The organism is Hymenobacter sp. UV11 (genome assembly GCF_004684095.1).
In the GTDB taxonomy this organism is placed as follows: domain Bacteria; phylum Bacteroidota; class Bacteroidia; order Cytophagales; family Hymenobacteraceae; genus Hymenobacter.
On record NZ_SRII01000001.1, the window covers coordinates 252663 to 271613 of the forward strand.

Here is an 18951-nt window from a genome sequence, read left to right on the forward strand (position 1 = left end):
GATATTCTGGGAAGAAAAAAGCCTCGTTGCTTTGTTTAACAAGTACTATGCAGCAGCCACAGTTTGCGAAGCGCTTCATCTTCTGGAGTGTGTTGACAGTTAGCAGTATCTACCTACTAATTCTTGTGGGCGGAATTGTCCGGGCTACTGGTTCAGGGATGGGTTGTCCTGATTGGCCCAAGTGCTTTGGGCAGTGGGTGCCGCCAACCGAAATCAGTCAACTGCCCGCTGATTATAAGCAGGTGTATTTGACGCAGCGCGTTGCTAAGAACCAAAAGTTGGCCCGTACGCTTGCGAGCCTGGGCTTTCGGCAGGTAGCGGGGGAGATTTTCGCGCACCCAACGCAGTATGTAGAAACTGATTTTAACGCCACTAAAACCTGGATTGAGTACCTCAACAGGTTGTTGGGAGCGCTTATTGGCATTTTTGTATTTGTGAATGCTGTGGTGGCGCTGCCTTATTGGCGACGCGACCGGCCGGTATTGTGGCTGGCAATAGTTGGCTGGTTGCTGACCGGAGTGCAGGGGTGGCTGGGGTCGTTGGTAGTTTCGACAAATCTGCTCCCCATTATGGTGACTATCCACATGGGATTGGCACTGTTCATTGTGGCGATTCTGCTTTACGCGGTGCAGCGGGCGCGTTGGGGTAGGGCCAGTGGCGAGGCTGCAATCGTCCACCTGGCAGAAGCCAACTCTACTGCGCCGCTTGAGACCGCTAGTGCTGGCGCAGGATTGCGCTGGGCACTGTGGGGCGTACTGCTGCTCACGTTCGCGCAAATTATCATGGGCACGCAGGTGCGGGAAGAGATTGACCGCATCGCCTCCGCGGCCGCTTATGGCCAGCGAGATACTTGGGTAGCGGCTTTGGGCAGCATTTTCGAATCTCATCGCACCCTGGCGGCCATTGTGGTGCTGGCCAACGTAGTGGTAGGATACCGGTTGTGGCAGCTGGCAATTCCCCGGTTGCGCCGGTTGGTGATGGCTACTTGGGTAGTGCTGGCGCTGGAAATGGTTGCGGGCATCACGCTCGCTTATTGGGCATTGCCCGCGTTCATGCAGCCCATACACCTGACGCTGGCCACGTTGCTCTTCGGCACGCAATTTCTCACCTTGCTGGCTTTGTGGCCGAAAAAGGGGGTAGGGAATGTGCCGGCGGTTGCGCAACCCCTGCCACAAGCGCATTCATACTACGCCTAGCCCTGGTCGGGCGTACCTTTGCCGTAGCAATTATATCTGGTTAATGACGAAGGCCCGCGCCTATTTTCAGCTGCTTAAGTTTCGGCTTTCCTTCACGGTGGCATTTTCCAGCGCGCTGGGGTACTTATTGGGCTCAGCTACGCCAAACTGGGGGCGGGCACTGCTGGTACTGCTGGGCGGATTGCTAGTAACCGGCGCTGCCAACATAATCAACCAAGTTTTCGAAAAGGACCTGGACAAGCTGATGCGCCGCACCGAAAACCGGCCGCTACCTACCGGCCGCATCTCACCGGGCGAAGCTTGGGCCTTTTGCGTGGTGCTAGCGGTGATGGGGCTGGGGCTACTGGCCTACTACTTCAATCCGCTAACGGCGGCCTTGTCGCTGCTATCGCTTATCCTGTACGGCTTTATTTACACGCCGCTCAAGACGGTATCGCCGATATGTGTGGCCGTGGGAGCTATTCCGGGCGGCCTACCCCCCCTTATTGGCTGGGTAGCAGCTACGGGCTACGTGGGCGAGGCCGCGTGGGTGTTATTTGGTATCCAGTTTATGTGGCAGTTTCCGCACTTCTGGGCCATTGCCTGGGTAGCCGACGAAGACTATAAGCGGGCAGGCTTTAAGATGCTGCCTACCCCCGGTAACCGCGACCTACGCACCGCTTTTCAGATAATGACCTACACGGTGCTGCTCATCCCGGTATCACTGCTGCCGCTGGTGCTGGGTATCTCGGGGCGTACGTCGGCGGGAGTGGCCCTGGTATGCGGCGTGCTGTTTACCCTGCTCACGGTGCGGCTTATGCGTACGCAGGACCGCAAGGCGGCCCTTAGCATCATGTTCGCCTCGTTCCTGTATTTACCTATCGTACAAATCGCGCTGCTTTTAGACAAAGTTTGAGCGATAGTTGTTGATTTTGTGTTGTTACTACTGACGGAAAGTGCGAATAGAAGCCGCACGAATGACCGGCGGCAGTAAGAATTGTTTGATAACCCATTTGATATGAAAACCTCGGAAGCTACGTTTGCTGATAAGGAACTGGGCTTGGGCTGGCACCCAAAGCGTGTGTTGCTTATCCTATTGATTTTCAGTATTGTGATGATGTTTGCGGCTTTTACCAGCGGCTACATTGTGCGGCGTGACGAGGGCAACTGGCGCGAATTTGACCTGCCCGTTAGCCTACTGGTCAATTCCATCATTATTGCGCTCAGTAGCGCCGCCATGCAGTGGGCGTACTTCTCGGCCAAGCGTGACGAAGTAAAGCGCACTAACCTGGGCCTGCTCCTGACGCTGGGGCTGGGGGTAGCCTTTCTGTTTGGCCAGATGCACTCGTGGAGTGACTTGGTAGCGGGGCACACTTTCTTCGGGGGTGCCGATGCTAATCCGTCGGGCTCTTTTGTGTATGTGCTCATGGGCGTACACGCTTTCCACCTTATCACGGGGCTCATTTTTGTGGGGGTAGTACTGAAGCGAAGCCTTAGTTATCAGGTGCATTCGCGCGCTATGCTCTCGATTGGCAACGCTACCTTATACTGGCACTTCTTGGGTGGGCTTTGGCTGTACCTGTATTTGTTCCTACTTTTGAACCATTAAACGGGAATTTGGCGTAAAGCCCGCCTGTCTATCTGTTGTCCGTTATGGCCCATTCCACTACTTTGCAGCCCACCGCTGCCCCTGCCGCCTACGCCGATGCGCCCCGCACCGGTACCTGGGACGGCGGCAACGAACCCTTTAAGGCGAGCTACGGCAAGCTGATGATGTGGTTCTTTCTGCTCTCGGACACGTTCACGTTCGGGGCTTTCCTGACGGCCTACGGCCTCATTCGCCACAAGCACGGCGTATATGAGGGCACGGCCAAGGCGTTCCATTTCAGCTCTGCCTACTGGCCTACCCCCGAGAAAGTATTTAATGCTTTCCCTGGCCTGCATGGTATGGACCTGCCGCTGGCTTTCGTGGCGTTGATGACGATGATTCTCATCTTCAGTTCTGTGACGATGGTACTGGCCGTAGAGGCTGGCCACCGCATGGATAAGGCCGATGTGCAGAAGTGGCTTCTGTGGACCATTTTGTTTGGTACTATGTTCCTCAGCAGCCAGGCTTGGGAGTGGAGCCACTTCATCGGCGGCCACGAAGAGGGCACCCGCATGGCAGATGGCACTATCATGTACGGTGCCAACCTGGCGGCTAACCAGTACGGCCCGCCGCTGTTTGCCGACCTGTTCTTCTTCATTACGGGTTTCCACGGCACGCACGTTTTTTCGGGTGTAGCGCTGCTGGTGTGGTGCTTTATTGCTACCACCAACGGCACATTTGAGAAGCGTGGCCACTACGAGATGATTGAGAAAATCGGCCTCTACTGGCACTTCGTGGACTTGGTGTGGGTGTTCGTATTCACCTTCTTCTATCTCGTGTAAGTTGGTTGATTGTTGGTAGCTGCTTGAGCTTCTTTCAACCTACCAGCCAACAATAAGCAACCACTAATCACTACTTAATAATCAGTTCAATGTCTAATCACGCCGAAGAACTCGCCCTGCATCCCGGCGAAATTGCGAAGCCAAATACTGGCTGGATTTGGAAAACTTTCTGGATTCTGGTTGGTATTACGGCACTTGAGTTCGCAATTGCCTTCAGCATGACTTCGCCGGGCCTGCGCACGCTGCGTAACAGCATCTTCATCATTATGACGATTCTGAAAGCCTTCTTCATCGTGGGCGAGTTTATGCACCTCAAGCACGAGGCTAAAAGCCTTATCTGGACCATTCTTATTCCTACCGCGCTACTTGTGTGGCTGGTAGTAGCACTTGTGACCGAAGGCTCGTACGTGGGCGAAGCACTCTCGCACATGTTCAGCAACTAACTATAGGATGCGACCACGCCAGACTATTCTGCTGGGCCTGCTGCTGCTGGTGCCGGTGCTGGCGTTCTTGTTTCTCTACGGCTTCGGCCGCAATCATTACGCGCTGCCAACCTACTTGCCCGAGCGGGCGGACTCCGTCCGCTCGTCGGCCGGAGGGTGGCAGCGCGATACTGTTTTCCACCGGGTTCAGCCGTTTCGGCTGCTAACGGCTGCTGGCCGCTGGCTCACGAGTGCCGAGCTGGGCAAAGGGCTCTACGTGGTGCAGTTCTACGCGCCAGGGAGGGTAGGAGAGCCCGCGACCCGCGCCCTGGCCCGGATTCAGGAGCGCTTTCGACCTGAGCCGCGGGTGCGACTGGTTACGCTGGTTGCCACCGAGGCAACTGCCGCCGCCACCGAGGCCAACCTGGGGAAGCTAAGCGAGCAGTACGGCACTATCAGTGGTAAGTGGTTTTTTGGCGCGGCTCCGGCCGATACGTTGCGGCGATTGGCACAGTACGAGTTTGGGCAAACTGCGCTGCTGCCCGCGCATTATCCCTTCCGACCGGCTACCGAGCCGGGGAACCTGCTGCCCGGCCAGCTGTTATTAGTAGACGAAGCGCAGCACGTGCGCGGCTATTATGACGCTGCCGACAAGTATGAGGTCGAGCGGCTTATCACAGAGATTAACGTTTTGCTGTACACCTATGACGACCGCCACTGAGCAGCTGCACCCACCCGTGCTGGAACCGGGCGACTATACCAAGTATAAGATTATCCTGGGTACGCTGGGAGTTGCGGTGCCGCTGCTAGTGGCCGTGATTTTCTACTTCAAGAATATCTTCCGGATTGAGGGCGCAGGGCCTTACCTGCACGCCTTGCCGGCCGTGAATGCCGTCCTGAACTCGCTGACAGCGATGGCCCTGCTGGTAGGCTACTACTTCATTCGGCAAAAGAATGTGTTGGCGCACCGTGCGGCTATGGGCAGTGCGTTTGCGCTGGGTGGGTTGTTTTTGATTTCCTACGTGGCTTACCACTCACAGGTCGAGAGCACCCACTTTGGGGGGGTAGGGTTTGTGCGTACGCTTTATTTTTTACTGCTGCTGACCCATATCAGCCTCGCGGTAGTTACGGTAGCGCTGGTATTGTTTACGCTGTATTTTGCCCTCACTGGGCAGTATACCAAGCACAAGCGCATTGCCCGCTGGACCTTTCCCATCTGGCTCTACGTTTCCGTAACAGGAGTTATCGTTTACCTAATGATTGCGCCTTACTACCTGGCTGGGTAGCCATCGAACATTCTGCCCTCTTGACCGTTGTAATCTTATGAAAAAGCTGATTTTTAGTTTGATGCTGAGCCTGTTCGCTTTGGTGGCAGTGCTACCCGCCCAGGCCCAGTGCGTGATGTGCAAAAGCCAGGTGGAAGCCGCCCGCCAGGAACGCGACGACTACGATGTGGATGGCCTCAATAAAGGCATTGTGTATATGATGACCGTGCCCTACATCCTGATGGGAGCCGTGGGCTTCTTCTGGTATCGGCGGACGCACCCTAAGCGCCCCACCAAAATGTAGGCTTACCTCGCCAACATTGCAAGCCGCCGCTGCTGCCTCATGGGGTAGCAGCGGCGGCTTTTGCGTGAGCCGGAGGGGGTAGGAAGTCGGTGTGCGTAGTAGCTTGCAGTGGGTGGCCGGCTTGGTTTTTGTCCGGTTTGAGTTCGGTTGCTTTCGTTTTTAGCCTTGTCTTTGTTACTTCCCGCTCGCACATCCTTCATTCGCTTCTGGCCGCTGGCATTTCTGCTTTTGGCACTGGTGAGCTTTGGGTCCTGCTGGCTGGTGTATACCTACGGGCAGCTGAGCGGCACCAGCCCCATTTACCCCAACGCCGCGCGCCTGCAAAGCCTAGTGACGCAGGCCGCCGCCACGGCCGGCCGCGAAGCCGGTCACGTGGCCCTGGAGTGCCAGCCGCCCACTGCGCCCCAGTTTAGCCGCCTGCTGGCGCAGTGTTCCTACCCCACCTTCGTAGCCGAAGAGGGCAGGGTAGTGGGTTGGTCGGCCTCGGGCCCCGAGCCCACGGCTACCGAGCTGGCCGACCCTACCCCCGAGCGCCTGTCGCAAACGGCGCTAGGCGAGTTTCTGGTGGTGCGCCGGGCGTTGGGGCCGGTGGTAGTGCTGGCCTACATACCGCTGGCGCGGCACTACGGCATCAGCAACCGCTACCTGCGCGAGGGGGCCGAGCCCGCGCTGCTGCAAGGGCTTCAAGTGCAGGTGCAGGCAGCGCGCATTTTGCCCGGTGAAACCAACGGGCTGGTGGCGGCGCTGGTCGATTCGCAGGGACACTACCTGTTTTCGGTGGTGCAGCTGCCGGGCAGCGTGGTGGCGGGGCGGCTACTGCCGCTGCTGCTGCTGCTGCTGGGCATTGCGTTTTACACGGTGGGGTGGCTGGGCCTGGCCTGGCGCTGGTGGCAGCAGGAGCGGGTAGGGCTGGCCATGCTGGCGCTGGCGGGTACCCCGCTGGCCCTGCGCGTGGCGCTGCTCTATCTGAGTCTGCCCTACGCCTGGCTGGAGCTGCCGCTGTTTGACCCGCGCGTGTACGCCGTGTCGGGCCTGGCGCCATCGCTGGGCGACTTGCTGCTGAACGGGGTGCTGGCGCTGCTGCTGGCCGGCGCCTCGGTGGTGGTCAATCGCCACTATCGGCTGCCCACGCGGGCCCAGCAAGCGCCCGTGGGCCGCTGGGGTATTCCGGCGCTGCTGGGGCTGGTGGCAGCGGTAGTGGGGCTCTACAGCTACTACGCCAGCGCGTTCAGCAACAGTCAGCTTAGCCTCGATATCACCCAGAGCATGCAGGTGAGCAGCTTCCGGCTGGTGCTGGTGCTGGCCGTGCTGCTGCACACGGCGGCGTTTGTGACGGGCTTTTACCTGTGGACCGGGCTGCTGGCGCCCGACCTGCGCCGCCTGCCGCGCCGGCCGCTGCTGTGGGGCGGCCTGGCGCTGGCGGCCACGCTGCTGGGGGTAGGGGCGCTGCTGCACCAGGTTTTGCTGCTGTTGCCCGGCATGACCTGCCTATACCTAATGCTGGTGCGGCTGGGCGAGCTGCACTACCGGCCTACCCAGGGGCCGCCACGCTACCTGCTGCTGCTGCTGCTGTTGGCCCTTTCCTCGGCGGTGGGGGCCACAGCGCTGTATGGGCAGTTTGAGCGCCAGTTGCTGCTGGATAAACAACGGCTTGCGGGTAATTTATTGGTGGATAATGACTTGCAGGGAGAGTTTTTGCTAGGCCAGCGGCTGCGGCAGCTGGCGGCCGACCCTGTTATTGCCCGCCTGCTGATGGGTAAGCCCGTGCGTACGGAGGCCGTGCGCCGCCGCATCGAGCGCCAGTATTTGCGCACGTATTTCGACAAGTACGAAGAGTCGGTTGACCTGTTTGACCCCGAGGGCCAGCCGGTGGGCGGCGAGGCCGACGACTCGCTGACCTTCAACCAAACCCGCGTCGAGCTTTCGCGCACGGCTACCCCCACCGACCAGCCCGGCGTGTATTTGCTGAAATCGGATAATTCCTTCAGCTCGCGGCGCTACGTGGCGGTGGTGCCCGTGACGCTACCCGCGCCGGGTGGCATCGGCCCGCCTACCCCGGCGGGTACTATCCTACTCACGCTTAGCCTCAAGCAGTTGGCCAGCTACAGCGTGTTGCCTGAGTTGTTGGTAGACCAGAAATTCTTCCAGCCCGGCCTGGCCACCGACCTCAGCTACGCCGGCTACTCGCAGGGACGAATGGTGTACAGTGAGGGTGATTTTGACTACGCTAACCTGCTACCCCCCGCCTTGCTGCGCGACCCTCGAATATACGAAAATGGCTTGGTAGTCAGTGATTTTCACCACCTGGCCATGCGCGACGCCAGTGGCCGGCGCATTGTGGTGGTCACGACGGCCACATACTCACTGGCCGACTGGTTTTCCAATTTCTCTTTCCAATTGTTGCTCAACGTGCTGGTGTGGCTGCTGGCGGGCGGGGCCTACGTGCTGGGGCGGCGCGGCGGCTGGGGCGTGCGCTTCAACTTCAGCGCCCGCATTCAGCTGCTGCTCAACTTAGGTATTCTCATTCCGCTGCTGGTGGTGAGCTTGGCCACGGCCAGCCAGGTGATTTCGGGCTACCGCCGCGACCTGCGCCGCACCTACGAGCGCCGCGGCCACATTGCCCTCGAAAGCCTGTTGCGCCGCCGCGACCAGCTCAGCGACACCACCGCCCGGCCGGTGCTCACGGCGCTGGCCCGCAACGTGGCCGCCCTCACCGAAACCGACCTCAACCTCTACGACGCGCGCGGCGAGCTGCTAGTGAGCTCGCAGCCGCTCATTTTTGAGGCGGGCCTGCTGGGGCCGCTGCTCAATCCGCAGGCCATTATCGACCTGCGTGAGCGGGGCCTGAGCCGCACGCTGCTCACCGAGCGGGCGGGCACGCTCTCGTTTAGCTCGCTCTACCTGCCGGTGCGGGCCGCCAGTGTGGATGGGCCGGCCGGGCCGGTGCTGGGCTACGTGGGCATTCCGTTCTTTGACTCGCAGAAGGAGCTGGATAGCAAGCTGACGGAGTTGTTTACGACCATCCTCAACATCTTCACGCTCATGTTCCTAGTGTTTCTGGGACTGGCATTTCTGGCCACGCGCCAGCTCACGGCGCCGCTCAAGCTGCTGACGCAGCGCCTGATGCGCACTACCCTCACCGGCCGCAACGAGATGCTCGACTACCGCAGCAGCGACGACGAAATCGGCCTGCTCGTGAGCGAATACAATGCCATGCTCGGTAAGCTCGAAGCCAGCAAGCGCGAGCTGGCCGCCCAGGAAAAAGAAGCCGCCTGGCGCGAGATGGCCCGCCAAGTAGCCCACGAAATCAAGAATCCGCTCACGCCCATGAAGCTGAGCCTGCAATACTTACAAAAAGCCATTGCCGAGCGGCGCCCCAATGCGGAGGAGTTGATTGGCCGCATTTCCCAGACGCTCATCACCCAGATTGACGTGCTCTCGGACATCGCCACCTCGTTCAGCACCTTCACCAACCTGCCCGCCATGCGCCCCACGCGCCTCGACGTGACGGCCGTGCTGCGGCAGTGCGCCAACCTGTTTCGGGAGCAGGATGGTGGCAGCCGCGTAGACCTGGACCTGGCCCTACCCCCCGACGGCACCTTCACCGTCTTTGCCGATGAAAGCCTGCTGGTGCGTACCTTCAACAACCTGCTGCTCAATGCCAAGCAGGCCGTGCCGCCCGGCCGCTCGCCCAGCCAGCGCGTGGCCCTGCGCCCCGAGGGCCCCGGCCACGTGCTCATCACCATCACCGACAATGGCGCGGGCATTCCGGAAGAAGTGAGGGAAAATATCTTCCGGCCCAACTTCACTACCAAGGCTACCGGCTCGGGCATTGGCCTGGCGGTGGCTAAGCGCGGCATCGAGAGCGCCGGCGGCCGCATCTGGTTCGAGACGGAAGAGGGGGTAGGGACGACGTTTTTTATTGAGCTGCCGCTGGCGGGGTAGTGTAGGGGTTGGCTTGATTTTCGACCAAAAATCGGCAACCTCCAACCTCGGCGGCACGAATCGGCACGCAGCGCGCGTTACGCCAGCTCGTCCCGAAATTTAGTCTATGATTCGTCGTTTACGCTGTGTGCCGCTGCTATGGGTAGGGCTGCTGGCGGCCCTGTGGCTGCTGGCCGCCCGGCCACTGCGGGCACAGCAAACGACGCCAGCCCCGTCCACGGCGGCCCCTACCCCCCCCGCTGCGGTTAAAGTTGCCTTACCCGCCGCGCCCGAGCCAGGGCCACCCAGCACGCGGCGCTGCCGCTACCTGCGCCTGGTGCCGGGCCGCGACACCACCAGCTTCGCCCTCAGCGATACGCTCACTATCGTGCCGGCTTCGGTGGTGGCCGATGGGCAGTCGGTGGCGTATGATGCGCGGCTCGACCGCTACCAGCTGGTGCGGCCCGCTCCGCGCGACAGCCTCGGCGCCCCGCGGCCCGACTCGGTGCTGCTGTGCTACCGCGTGCTGCCGCTGCCGCTGCTGCGCGCCCGCTACCGCCGCCCGCGCGGCCTCATGGATACGCTCGACTTCCGGGACCGGCCCATGCTGCGGGTGGAAGATTTTTCGCAGAAAGAGCAGATACTGAGCACGCCGGGAATCAGTAAGACCGGTAATTTGAGCCGGGGCATTTCGTTTGGTAATACGCAGAACGTATTTGTGAACTCGGCGCTGAACCTGCAGCTGGAGGGGCAGTTGACGGAGAATATTCGCCTCACGGCGGCGATTTCGGACCAGAACGTGCCGTTTCAGCCCGAGGGGAATACGCAGACGCTGCAGCAGTTCGACAAAATCTACATCACCCTCACCGGCCCGCAGTGGAACCTGACGGCCGGCGACGTGGTGCTGCGCAACAAGCCCGACTACTTCCTGCGCTATTACAAGAATATCCAGGGCGCGGCCATCGAGGCCAACCTGGGCGCGCCCGGCCCGCAGCCGCTGCAGGCCGGCACCACCAATAACAGCGTGAGCAACGCGCCGCCCTCGTCGTTCACGACCTACACCAACGGCGTGACCACCAACAGCGCCGCACCCGCCGGCTCGGCCACCGCGCCGCTGCTGCCGCCCACCGCCGGCGTGCCGCCCGGCCAGCCGATGCCCGGCGCGCCGGCCGCCGGCCCGGCCGGCACCGGCAGCGTAACGGTGCTCGATAAATTGGGCCAGATTCGGTCCTCGACGCTGGTGGCGGGGGGGGTAGCGAAGGGCAAATTTGCCAGCATCGACCTCACCCCGATTGATAACGTGCAGGGCCCGTATCGCCTCACGGGGCCCAATGGCGAGCAGTTTATCATCGTGTTGGCCGGCTCGGAGCGGGTGTACCTCGATGGCCGGCTGCAAACGCGGGGCTTCGATTTTGACTACGTGGTCGATTATAACTTGGCTGAAATCACGTTTTCGCCCCGCCACCTCATCACCAGCAACTCGCGCCTGAAAGTTGATTTCGAGTATTCCGACCTCAACTACTCGCGCTCGCTCTACACGCTGAGCCACTACCAGCAAATTGGCAAGCTGAACCTACGCGGCAATTTCTACCAAGAATCGGACAACCCCGATGCCACCGCCAACCTCAGCCTCTCGTACCAGGACCGCCAACTGCTGCGCGGCGCCGGCAACGTGTCGGTGGTATCGGCGCCGGGCGCCGACTCGGCGGCCTTCACCCGCTCGGTGGTGCAGTACAACCGCGTGGCGCAGCTTAATACCACCACCGGCCTGCGCGAGTACGTGTACGTGTATGCCCGCGACTCCTTGCGCGGGGTGTACACGGTGCGCTTCACGCAGGTGGGTGCGGGGCTGGGTAGCTACGTTTTGAGCACCAGCCCGGCCGACGTGAACGCCAACGGCCGCGTGTACAAGCACGCGGGCAAAAACCAGGGCGACTACCAGCCGGTGCGCCTCATCCCTACCCCCCTGCTCAAGCAGATGGCCACGGCCGGGGCCACGTTTCAACTCGACCCAACCACGGCGGTATTCGTGGACCTGGCCACCTCGCAGCTGCAGCGCAACCGCTTCGACAGCACCGGCACCCGCAGCCAGAGCGGCGGGGCCATGCGCCTAGGCTACACCGTGCAAGACCGTGCCCTGCCTACCTGGGCGCCGGCCGCGCTACGCAACTACCGCCTGCGCTCGGCCCTCGACTACGAGTACACCAAGCCCGGTTTTTCGCCGATTGACCGCTACCGCGACATCGAGTTTGACCGCAACTGGAGCGCCGCCAGCACCGCCAACGCCACCACGGCCGCGCCCAAAGAAGACAATATCTTCAACTTTGCCGTGGGCCTGAGCCGCGACGCCGCCCACGCCATCAACTACCGCGTGAGCCGGCGCTACCGGCCCGGCGAGGTGAGCGGCGTGCAACAGTGGCTCGATGTGGCCCAGCAGGTGGGCCGGCTCGACGTGCGCGGCTCGCTGTTTGTGCTCAACTCGCAGGCCGGGCGGTTCCACTCCAACTGGGCGCGCGGCGAGGCCACCGTGCGCTACGGGGGGGGTAGGGTCATTCCGAGCTACACCTATCGGTTTGACAAAAACAAGGTGGTCTCGCCGCTGGGCGATACCATCCGGTCGGCCAATTACTTCGACGAGCACACCTTCGCCCTACAAAGCCCCGATACCGGCCGCACCCGCTACGGCCTCAGCTACGGCTTCCGGCAGGACCGCACGCCCACCGCCGAGCAGAACAACCTGCAGGTGCACAACCAGTCGCAGACTGTGCAGGGCAACCTGAGCACCCGCCTCAGCAAAAACCAGGACCTGCGCATCGTGGCCACCTACCGCGATGTGAACCTGGTGAGCCAGCCCGACAGCGCCCGCCAACGCAATATTCTGGGCAAAATCGACCACTCGCTCAGCCTGCTCCAAAACCAGATTCGCTCCGAGCTGACCTACAGCGTGCAAACCGGCCGCGAGCTGAAGCGTGACTTCTCGTTTGTGGCCGTGCCCGCCGGCCAAGGCACCCACTACTATGCCGGCGACCTCAACAAGAACGGCGTGCAGGATAAAGACGAGTTTCTGGAAGCCCAAACCACTGATGCCCAGTACCGCACCTACATCAAGGTGTACCTGCCCACCAACGACTATATCACGGCTTACCAAAACCGCCTCAGCTACCGCCTCACCGTGAACGCGCCCCGCGGCTGGCGCGAGGCCGGCGGCTGGCAGGCCGCGGTGGCCCGCTTCAGCAGCGTGAGCAGCGTCACGGTGGACAGGCGCACCACCAGCCCTACCCTCCTCAACCGGCTCAGCCCGTTCAGCTACGGCAAGGAAGACGACAAGCTATTGGCGTTTAATCAATTGCTGCGTAATACGCTGTATTTCAACCGTGCCAATCCTATTTTCGGCGCCGAGCTAACCTTGCAGCAAACCCAACAGAAAACGCTGCTCACGGAGGGCTTCGACCTGCGCAACCTCAAGTCCCAGAGCTTGTTGCTGCGCCGCACGTTGGCGCAGTCGTTCACGGGCCGCCTCACCGTGGCGCGCGACATTCGGGAGGCCCAGGCCACGTATTCCATCGACCCCACCAGCTCCAGCTACCGCAATTTCAGCCTGCTCATCTACACCGTGCAGCCCGAAATCAGCTACCAGCCCAGCCCGGCGCTGCGCCTCACCGGCTCGCTGCTGCACACCGCCAAGGGCAACACCTGGGCCGCCCGCGTGCGCGATACCAACGGCACCTTCGACGACCTGGGCCTCGAAGCCCGCGTGAGCCAGGTGAGCAAGCGCACCGTCACGGCCGCCACCCACGTCACGCGCGTGAGCTTCGCCGGCGACCAAGCCTCCGTAGTAGCCCTCGAAGTATTGCAGGCCCTGCGCCCCGGCACCAACTACACCTGGAACCTCAACCTGGAGCAGCGCCTCACCAACGGCCTGAATATCAACGTAGCCTACGACGGCCGCAAAGCCAGCGGCTCCAACATCGTGCATACGGGTAGGATGCAGGTGGCCGTGCTGTTTTAGGGTCGAGTAAAAGAAAAACTCCCTTGCAGAGTAAGCCGCAAGGGAGTTGCTAAGCAATGCGTCAGCCTGCCTAAAGCTAGTTGGTCACGGCAATCTTCGTTGTTAGGCGTTGGCCAGTACCAACTCCGGGGTGCGGGCTGTTTGATGTGTAGCGGCTGCCGCTGTAGATATTAGCCTGATAATTGTCATGATACCAGTTAAAGGTGTTAGGCTGGCCCCCATGGTTGGTAGCTGCGGCCGGGTCAGTCATGACGCCAACTGCGGGCAGGGCACTGACTGAGCAGTGCCAAACTGGGGGAAGAGTAGGGACGCACTGAGTAACCTCACCCCAAAGGAGTAGAAAAAACGTATAAAGTGAAAAAGGAAAAGCGGGAGAAAAGAGGCTTAGCGGACGCGTTTGCCTAGGAAAATCTTATCGATAATAGCGGGGCTGACTTGCGCCCGGTATTCAAGACGAATACTGTCGCGCGTTGTCAAGTAGCCCTTGGTGATATCCCCACCGCTACACCCGCCATCACTAGCAGTTATTCCGCGCCAAGTAAGGCCGATATCATAATAAGGTTTCTGGCACCCTTTAGGCACCCCAACGATGTAGTTGCTGGGCTCGGCTACGGGGTTGTTAGGGTAGGCAACATTAGGTCCCTGGTAAATGCGTATAGTAAATGTATCGCTAGGAGTATCTTTATTTGCTCCCCGAAACCGGCCATAGATGGGGGCCCGTCGGTCGCGGTAGGGTACCAGGGTGAGTACCTTGGTCAGCGTGTCCACGCCGTCGTCGTTCTTAAAGCAGGCTGTGTTGGGTGGGCGCGTGGCAATAAGGCGCACCGGGATAGAGCCCAGGGTCTTGTCGTCGAAGCGGACGCTGATGCGGCGGCCGGTGCGGGCGTCTATTTGGCCCACCAGCCATTGGTAGCTGGTGTAGGGAGCGGCCGGGGCCTCAAACACCATTGGCTGGTTGTTGTAAGCCGTGTCGGGGGTAGGGGTGCCAAAGGCTTCAATAAAGCCTACCGTGAGCGGGTTGGCTACCTGGCCCTGGCAAGGGTCGGGCGCGGGCGTTTTGTCGTGGCAGCCCGGTAGGCCCAAGCTGGCGCTGGCCAAAACGAGCAGGGTAGTGCCCAGCCCGAGAGCATGCGTAAAGAAGGTGGAGCGCAACATATAAAGAAAAGAATATACGAGAACGAAGCAAATATATAGAGACGTTGGTTATCTCCCATTCATCTCCAATTTATCTGCTGGTGAAATATTTATAAGCTTCTGTATAACAGCAAAATAATTTTATAAACTGAGGCAACTTGCAGGCAGGTTACCTCAGTTTGGCTTACCAATGTGCGACTAGTAACCAAGTAGTTACCCCTTGTCAGACCTGTTTGGCCTTGCCCGATATAAAATCTGGAAGTAACTTGTTAGCCTCCGTGCTCAGCTAATAGCGCCCCAGCTAATGATTACCTTCTTTCTCAACGACCAGCCTATCCACACCACCGAGCCGGCGGCCAGCTCCCTGCTCGACTTCGTGCGCTACCACGAGCACCTGATGGGCACCAAAATCGGCTGCCGTGAGGGCGACTGCGGCGCCTGCACCGTGCTGGTGGGCGAGCCGGTCGAAGGTGGGCAACGCATTAGTTACCAAAGCATGACGAGCTGCCTCACGCCGCTCGGCAACGTGCACGGCAAGCATGTGGTCACGGTAGAAGGCATCAACCAGGCCGGCGGCCAGCTCACGCCGGTGCAGCAGGCCATTGTAGAAAACAACGGCTCACAGTGCGGCTTTTGCACCCCCGGCTTCGTGATGTCGCTGACGGGCCACAGCCTCAGCGACAAGCCCGCCACCGAAACGAATACCTGCGCCGCCATCGACGGCAACATCTGCCGCTGTACGGGCTACAAGTCGCTGGAGCGCGCCGCCGCCGCCCTCACCGCCGAGCTGGCTGCAAGGCCCACCACCGATAGCGTAAAGTGGCTGAGAGAAAAGCAGTTCGTGCCCGCCTATTTCGAAGAAATGCCTGCCCGGCTGGCCGCCCTGCGCGCCGAAACGGCCGCTGCCGAAGCGCCTACCCCCGCCGCCAACGGCCACGCCGTCAATGGCAGCACTGCTTCTACCTCACCCAACGGCCACGCCCAAAGCCAGAATGGTCACGCCAACGGCCACTTCCCGCACGCCACCCATCCACTACTGAGCGGCGGCACCGACCTGCTGGTGCAGCGCCTCGACGAGCTGCGCCAGCAGCCCGTGCGTTTGCTCTTCGACCAAAGCGGCCGGCGCGGCCTGCGCCAGCAGGGCGGCCGCGTGGTGCTGGGTGCCGCCACCACGGCCAGCCAGCTGCTTGAATCGGAGTTGATGCGCGGCCTGCTGCCGCGCCTGCCCGACTACCTCAAGCTGGTATCGAGCACGCCCATTCGCAACATGGGCACGGTGGCCGGTAACTTCGTAAACGCCTCGCCCATTGGCGATTTAACGATATTATTTCTGGCGCTGGGCGCGGAGGTGACGTTGGCCGCCGCCGGGGGGGTAGGGAGGGTTTTGCCGCTGGCCGAGCTGTACCTGGGCTACAAGAAGCTGGCGAAAGCCGCCGACGAGCAGGTAACTGAAATCAGCTTCCCTGCCCCGCTGTCCGGCGACCTGTTCAACTTCGAGAAAGTATCCAAGCGCACCCACCTCGACATTGCCAGCGTGAACACCGCCGCCTGGCTGCGCCTCGAAAACGGCCTGATTACGGCCGCCCGGCTCTCGGCCGGGGGGGTAGGGCCGGTGCCGCTGCTGCTACGCCGCACCGGCGAGTACCTGCTGGGCCGCGAGCTGAGTGCCGACACGGTGGCCGGCGCCAACGAGGTGATGCAGGCAGAAATCAGTCCCATCGGCGACGTACGCGGCACGGCGGCTTATAAGCGCCTGCTGCTGCGGCAGTTACTGTTTGCGCATTTCCTGCGCTTCGCGCCGGCAATGTCGTTGGCGGAATTGATGTAAAACGGAGTGGTACTCCGTTAATCGTCTAATCGTCCGCGCCATAAGAGCGCAAAAAATTGTGTATTGTTTTGCCCGGCGCTCTCGGAAACGGAGTGCCACTCCGTTTTACAGCCATGAACCACCTTGACCCCCAGCGCCACGTGCGCGGCGAATCGCAGTACCTCGACGATGTGCCCGAGCAGCAGGGTACACTGTTCGCGGCCGTGTACGAGTCGCCGCTGGCCCACGGCGTGCTCAATGGCCTGGACCTGAGCGCCGCCCAGCGATCACCCGGCGTGGTGCGTATCCTCACCGCCCAGGACATTCCCGGTCGCAACCAGATTGGCGGCATCGTGCCCGACGAGCCGCTGCTGGCCGAGGGCCACGTGCACTTTCGGGGGCAGCCGGTGGCGCTGGTGCTGGCCCGCACCGAGCAGCAGGCGCACGCGGCGCTCAAGCTCATTCAGGCCGATATCGAGCCGCTGCCCGTCATTACCGACCCGCGCCAGGCCGCCGCGCAGGGCGAGCTGATTGTGCCGCCGCGCACCTTCCGCATCGGCGATTCGGCGGGGGCGTTTGCGGGCTGCGCGCACGTGTTTGAGGGGGTAGCGGAGAGTGGCGGGCAGGAGCATTTGTACATCGAAACGCAGGGTGCCTACGCCTTCCCGACCGAGCTGGGCGGCGTCAAAATCATCTCTTCGACGCAGGGGCCGACGGCCGTGCAGCGCCACTGCGCCGTGGTGCTGGGCATCGGCATGCACCAGATTGAGGTAGATGTGACGCGCCTCGGCGGCGGCTTTGGGGGTAAGGAAGACCAGGCCACGCCCTGGGGCTGCCTGGCCGCACTGGGCGCCTTCCTCACGAAGCGCCCCGTGAAGCTGGTGCTCGACCGCATGGCCGACATGCGCATGACCGGCAAGCGCCACCCGTACTCGTCCGACTTCAAAATCGGGCTCGACCAAGACCTCAAAATTCTGGCTTACGAGGTGACGTACTACCAGAACGCCGGCGCCGCCGCCGACCTCTCGCCGGCCGTGCTGGAGCGCACGCTCTTCCACACCACCAACGCCTACTGCATCCCCAACGTGACGGCCGCGGCCAACTCGTGCCGCACCAATTTGCCGCCCAATACGGCCTTCCGGGGCTTTGGCGGGCCGCAGGGCATGTTCGTTATTGAGTCGGCTATCACCAAGGCGGCCGAGGCGCTGGGCGTGCTGCCGAGCGAGATTCAGCGGCGCAATCTGCTGCGCGAGGGCGACCTGTTTCCGTATCGCCAGCCGGCCGAAGGCTGCCACGCCGAGCAGGCCTGGGACACCGCCGCCGAGCTATTTGACCTGGACGGCCAGCGCGCTGCCGTGGCGAAGTTTAACCAGGATAACCAGCTCTTTAAGAAGGGGGTAGCGATGATGCCCATCTGCTTCGGCATCTCGTTCACCAAGACGTTTATGAACCAGACGCGGGCACTGGTGCACATCTACACCGATGGCTCGGTGGGCATCAGCACCGGCGCGGTAGAGATGGGCCAGGGCGTGAACACCAAAATTGCGCAGGTGGCGGCCCGCACGCTGGGCATTTCGATTAATCGCATCAAAATCGAGAGCACCAACACCACCCGCGTGGCCAACACCTCGCCCAGCGCCGCCAGCGCCACCGCCGACCTTAACGGCAAGGCCACCGAGCTGGCCTGCCTAGCGCTGCGCGAGCGCCTGCTGCGCCACGCCAGCACCGAGTTTGCGGTCGATTACGAAGGCATTATTATTGAAAATGAGCAGGTGCTGGCCGCCGGTATTCCGGCCGAAACCACCTGGGAGAAGCTGGTGAGCAGTGCCTTCGTGCGGCGCGTGGCGCTCACCGAAAACGCCCACTACGCTACCCCCGGTGTGCATTTTGATGCCAGCACCGAGAGCGGCCACCCCTTCGCCTACCACGTCTATGGCACGGCCCTGACCACCGCCACCGTCGATTGTCTGCGCGGCACCTACACCATCGACAGCGTGCAGATTGCCCACGATTTTGGCCAGAGCTTCAACCCCGCCATCGACCGCGGCCAGATTGAGGGCGGCGCCGTGCAAGGCATCGGCTGGATGACGCTGGAAGAAGTGAGCTACAACAACGAAGGCCGCCTGCTCAGCAACTCGCTGAACAGCTATAAGATACCCGACCTCTACTCGGTGCCCGCCGTGCTCGACGTGCATTTTCTCGACACGCCCGGCCACCCCAACGCCATCCTGCGCGCCAAAGCCGTGGGCGAGCCGCCGCTGATGTACGGCATCGGCGCGTACTTTGCTCTGCGCGATGCCGTACGCGCCTTTCGCCCCGGCACCGCCCTACCCCTCGTGGCGCCCCTGACGCCCGAGCGGGTACTCGGCGCGCTCTACCCCGAGTTTGTGACTGTGGGCCAGCTTGCGGCTAGCTAACGTATAACCCCATCTCGGCGAATAACCTATGACTTTTCCGGTTTCTTTGGAGCTACGGGCGGAA

13 protein-coding genes are annotated in these 18951 nt (G+C 61.5%); 12 read left to right on the plus strand and 1 reads right to left on the minus strand.

Going from position 1 to position 18951, the window contains the following annotated elements; translation table 11 throughout:
* Positions 1 to 47: 47 nt before the first annotated feature.
* From E4631_RS00960 to E4631_RS01010, 10 genes are all read left to right on the plus strand, one after another.
* Entirely contained in the window at positions 48 to 1196 is a 1149-nt protein-coding gene (locus E4631_RS00960; RefSeq protein ID WP_133658229.1) for a heme A synthase, read from the plus strand.
* Between the two features lie 43 nt (positions 1197 to 1239).
* Complete coding sequence (cyoE, locus tag E4631_RS00965; protein ID WP_133658230.1) at positions 1240 to 2091, plus strand: heme o synthase; 852 nt, start codon at positions 1240 to 1242, stop codon at positions 2089 to 2091.
* Positions 2092 to 2193: 102 nt separating this feature from the next.
* The gene (locus E4631_RS00970; RefSeq protein WP_133658231.1) at positions 2194 to 2784 is read left to right on the plus strand and encodes a cytochrome c oxidase subunit 3; all 591 of its coding nucleotides are present in this window, start codon (positions 2194 to 2196) and stop codon (positions 2782 to 2784) included.
* A 44-nt stretch (positions 2785 to 2828) separates the two neighbouring features.
* On the plus strand, positions 2829 to 3605 hold the full coding sequence (locus tag E4631_RS00975; protein ID WP_133658232.1) for a cytochrome c oxidase subunit 3: 777 nt from the start codon (positions 2829 to 2831) through the stop codon (positions 3603 to 3605).
* An 89-nt stretch (positions 3606 to 3694) separates the two neighbouring features.
* Positions 3695 to 4048, plus strand: a complete 354-nt coding sequence (locus tag E4631_RS00980; RefSeq protein ID WP_133658233.1) for a cytochrome C oxidase subunit IV family protein — start codon at positions 3695 to 3697, stop codon at positions 4046 to 4048.
* A gap of 7 nt (positions 4049 to 4055) precedes the next feature.
* The gene (locus E4631_RS00985) at positions 4056 to 4748 is read left to right on the plus strand and encodes a hypothetical protein (protein WP_133658234.1); all 693 of its coding nucleotides are present in this window, start codon (positions 4056 to 4058) and stop codon (positions 4746 to 4748) included.
* Complete coding sequence (locus E4631_RS00990; protein WP_133658235.1) at positions 4732 to 5313, plus strand: DUF420 domain-containing protein; 582 nt, start codon at positions 4732 to 4734, stop codon at positions 5311 to 5313. The genes E4631_RS00985 and E4631_RS00990 overlap by 17 nt, the downstream gene beginning before the upstream one ends.
* A 37-nt stretch (positions 5314 to 5350) precedes the next feature.
* Positions 5351 to 5596, plus strand: a complete 246-nt coding sequence (locus tag E4631_RS00995) for a hypothetical protein (RefSeq protein ID WP_133658236.1) — start codon at positions 5351 to 5353, stop codon at positions 5594 to 5596.
* A 171-nt stretch (positions 5597 to 5767) separates the two neighbouring features.
* The gene (locus E4631_RS01005; protein WP_166648135.1) at positions 5768 to 9541 is read left to right on the plus strand and encodes an ATP-binding protein; all 3774 of its coding nucleotides are present in this window, start codon (positions 5768 to 5770) and stop codon (positions 9539 to 9541) included.
* A 106-nt stretch (positions 9542 to 9647) separates the two neighbouring features.
* Entirely contained in the window at positions 9648 to 13529 is a 3882-nt protein-coding gene (locus E4631_RS01010) for a hypothetical protein (RefSeq protein ID WP_133658238.1), read from the plus strand.
* Positions 13530 to 13913: 384 nt separating this feature from the next.
* Here the strand turns inward: E4631_RS01010 and E4631_RS01015 are convergent, their stop codons facing one another.
* Entirely contained in the window at positions 13914 to 14684 is a 771-nt protein-coding gene (locus E4631_RS01015) for a hypothetical protein (RefSeq protein WP_133658239.1), read from the minus strand.
* Between the two features lie 283 nt (positions 14685 to 14967).
* Between E4631_RS01015 and E4631_RS01020 the strand changes: the two genes are divergently transcribed.
* Together E4631_RS01020 and E4631_RS01025 are read left to right on the plus strand one after the other, a co-directional pair.
* Positions 14968 to 16491 carry an FAD binding domain-containing protein gene (locus tag E4631_RS01020; RefSeq protein WP_133658240.1) on the plus strand — a complete coding sequence of 508 codons (1524 nt, stop codon included), beginning with the start codon at positions 14968 to 14970 and terminating at the stop codon, positions 16489 to 16491.
* A gap of 113 nt (positions 16492 to 16604) precedes the next feature.
* Positions 16605 to 18887 (plus strand): xanthine dehydrogenase molybdopterin binding subunit, encoded by a 2283-nt coding sequence (locus E4631_RS01025; RefSeq protein ID WP_133658241.1) that lies wholly within the window; start codon positions 16605 to 16607, stop codon positions 18885 to 18887.
* Positions 18888 to 18951 lie beyond the last annotated feature (64 nt).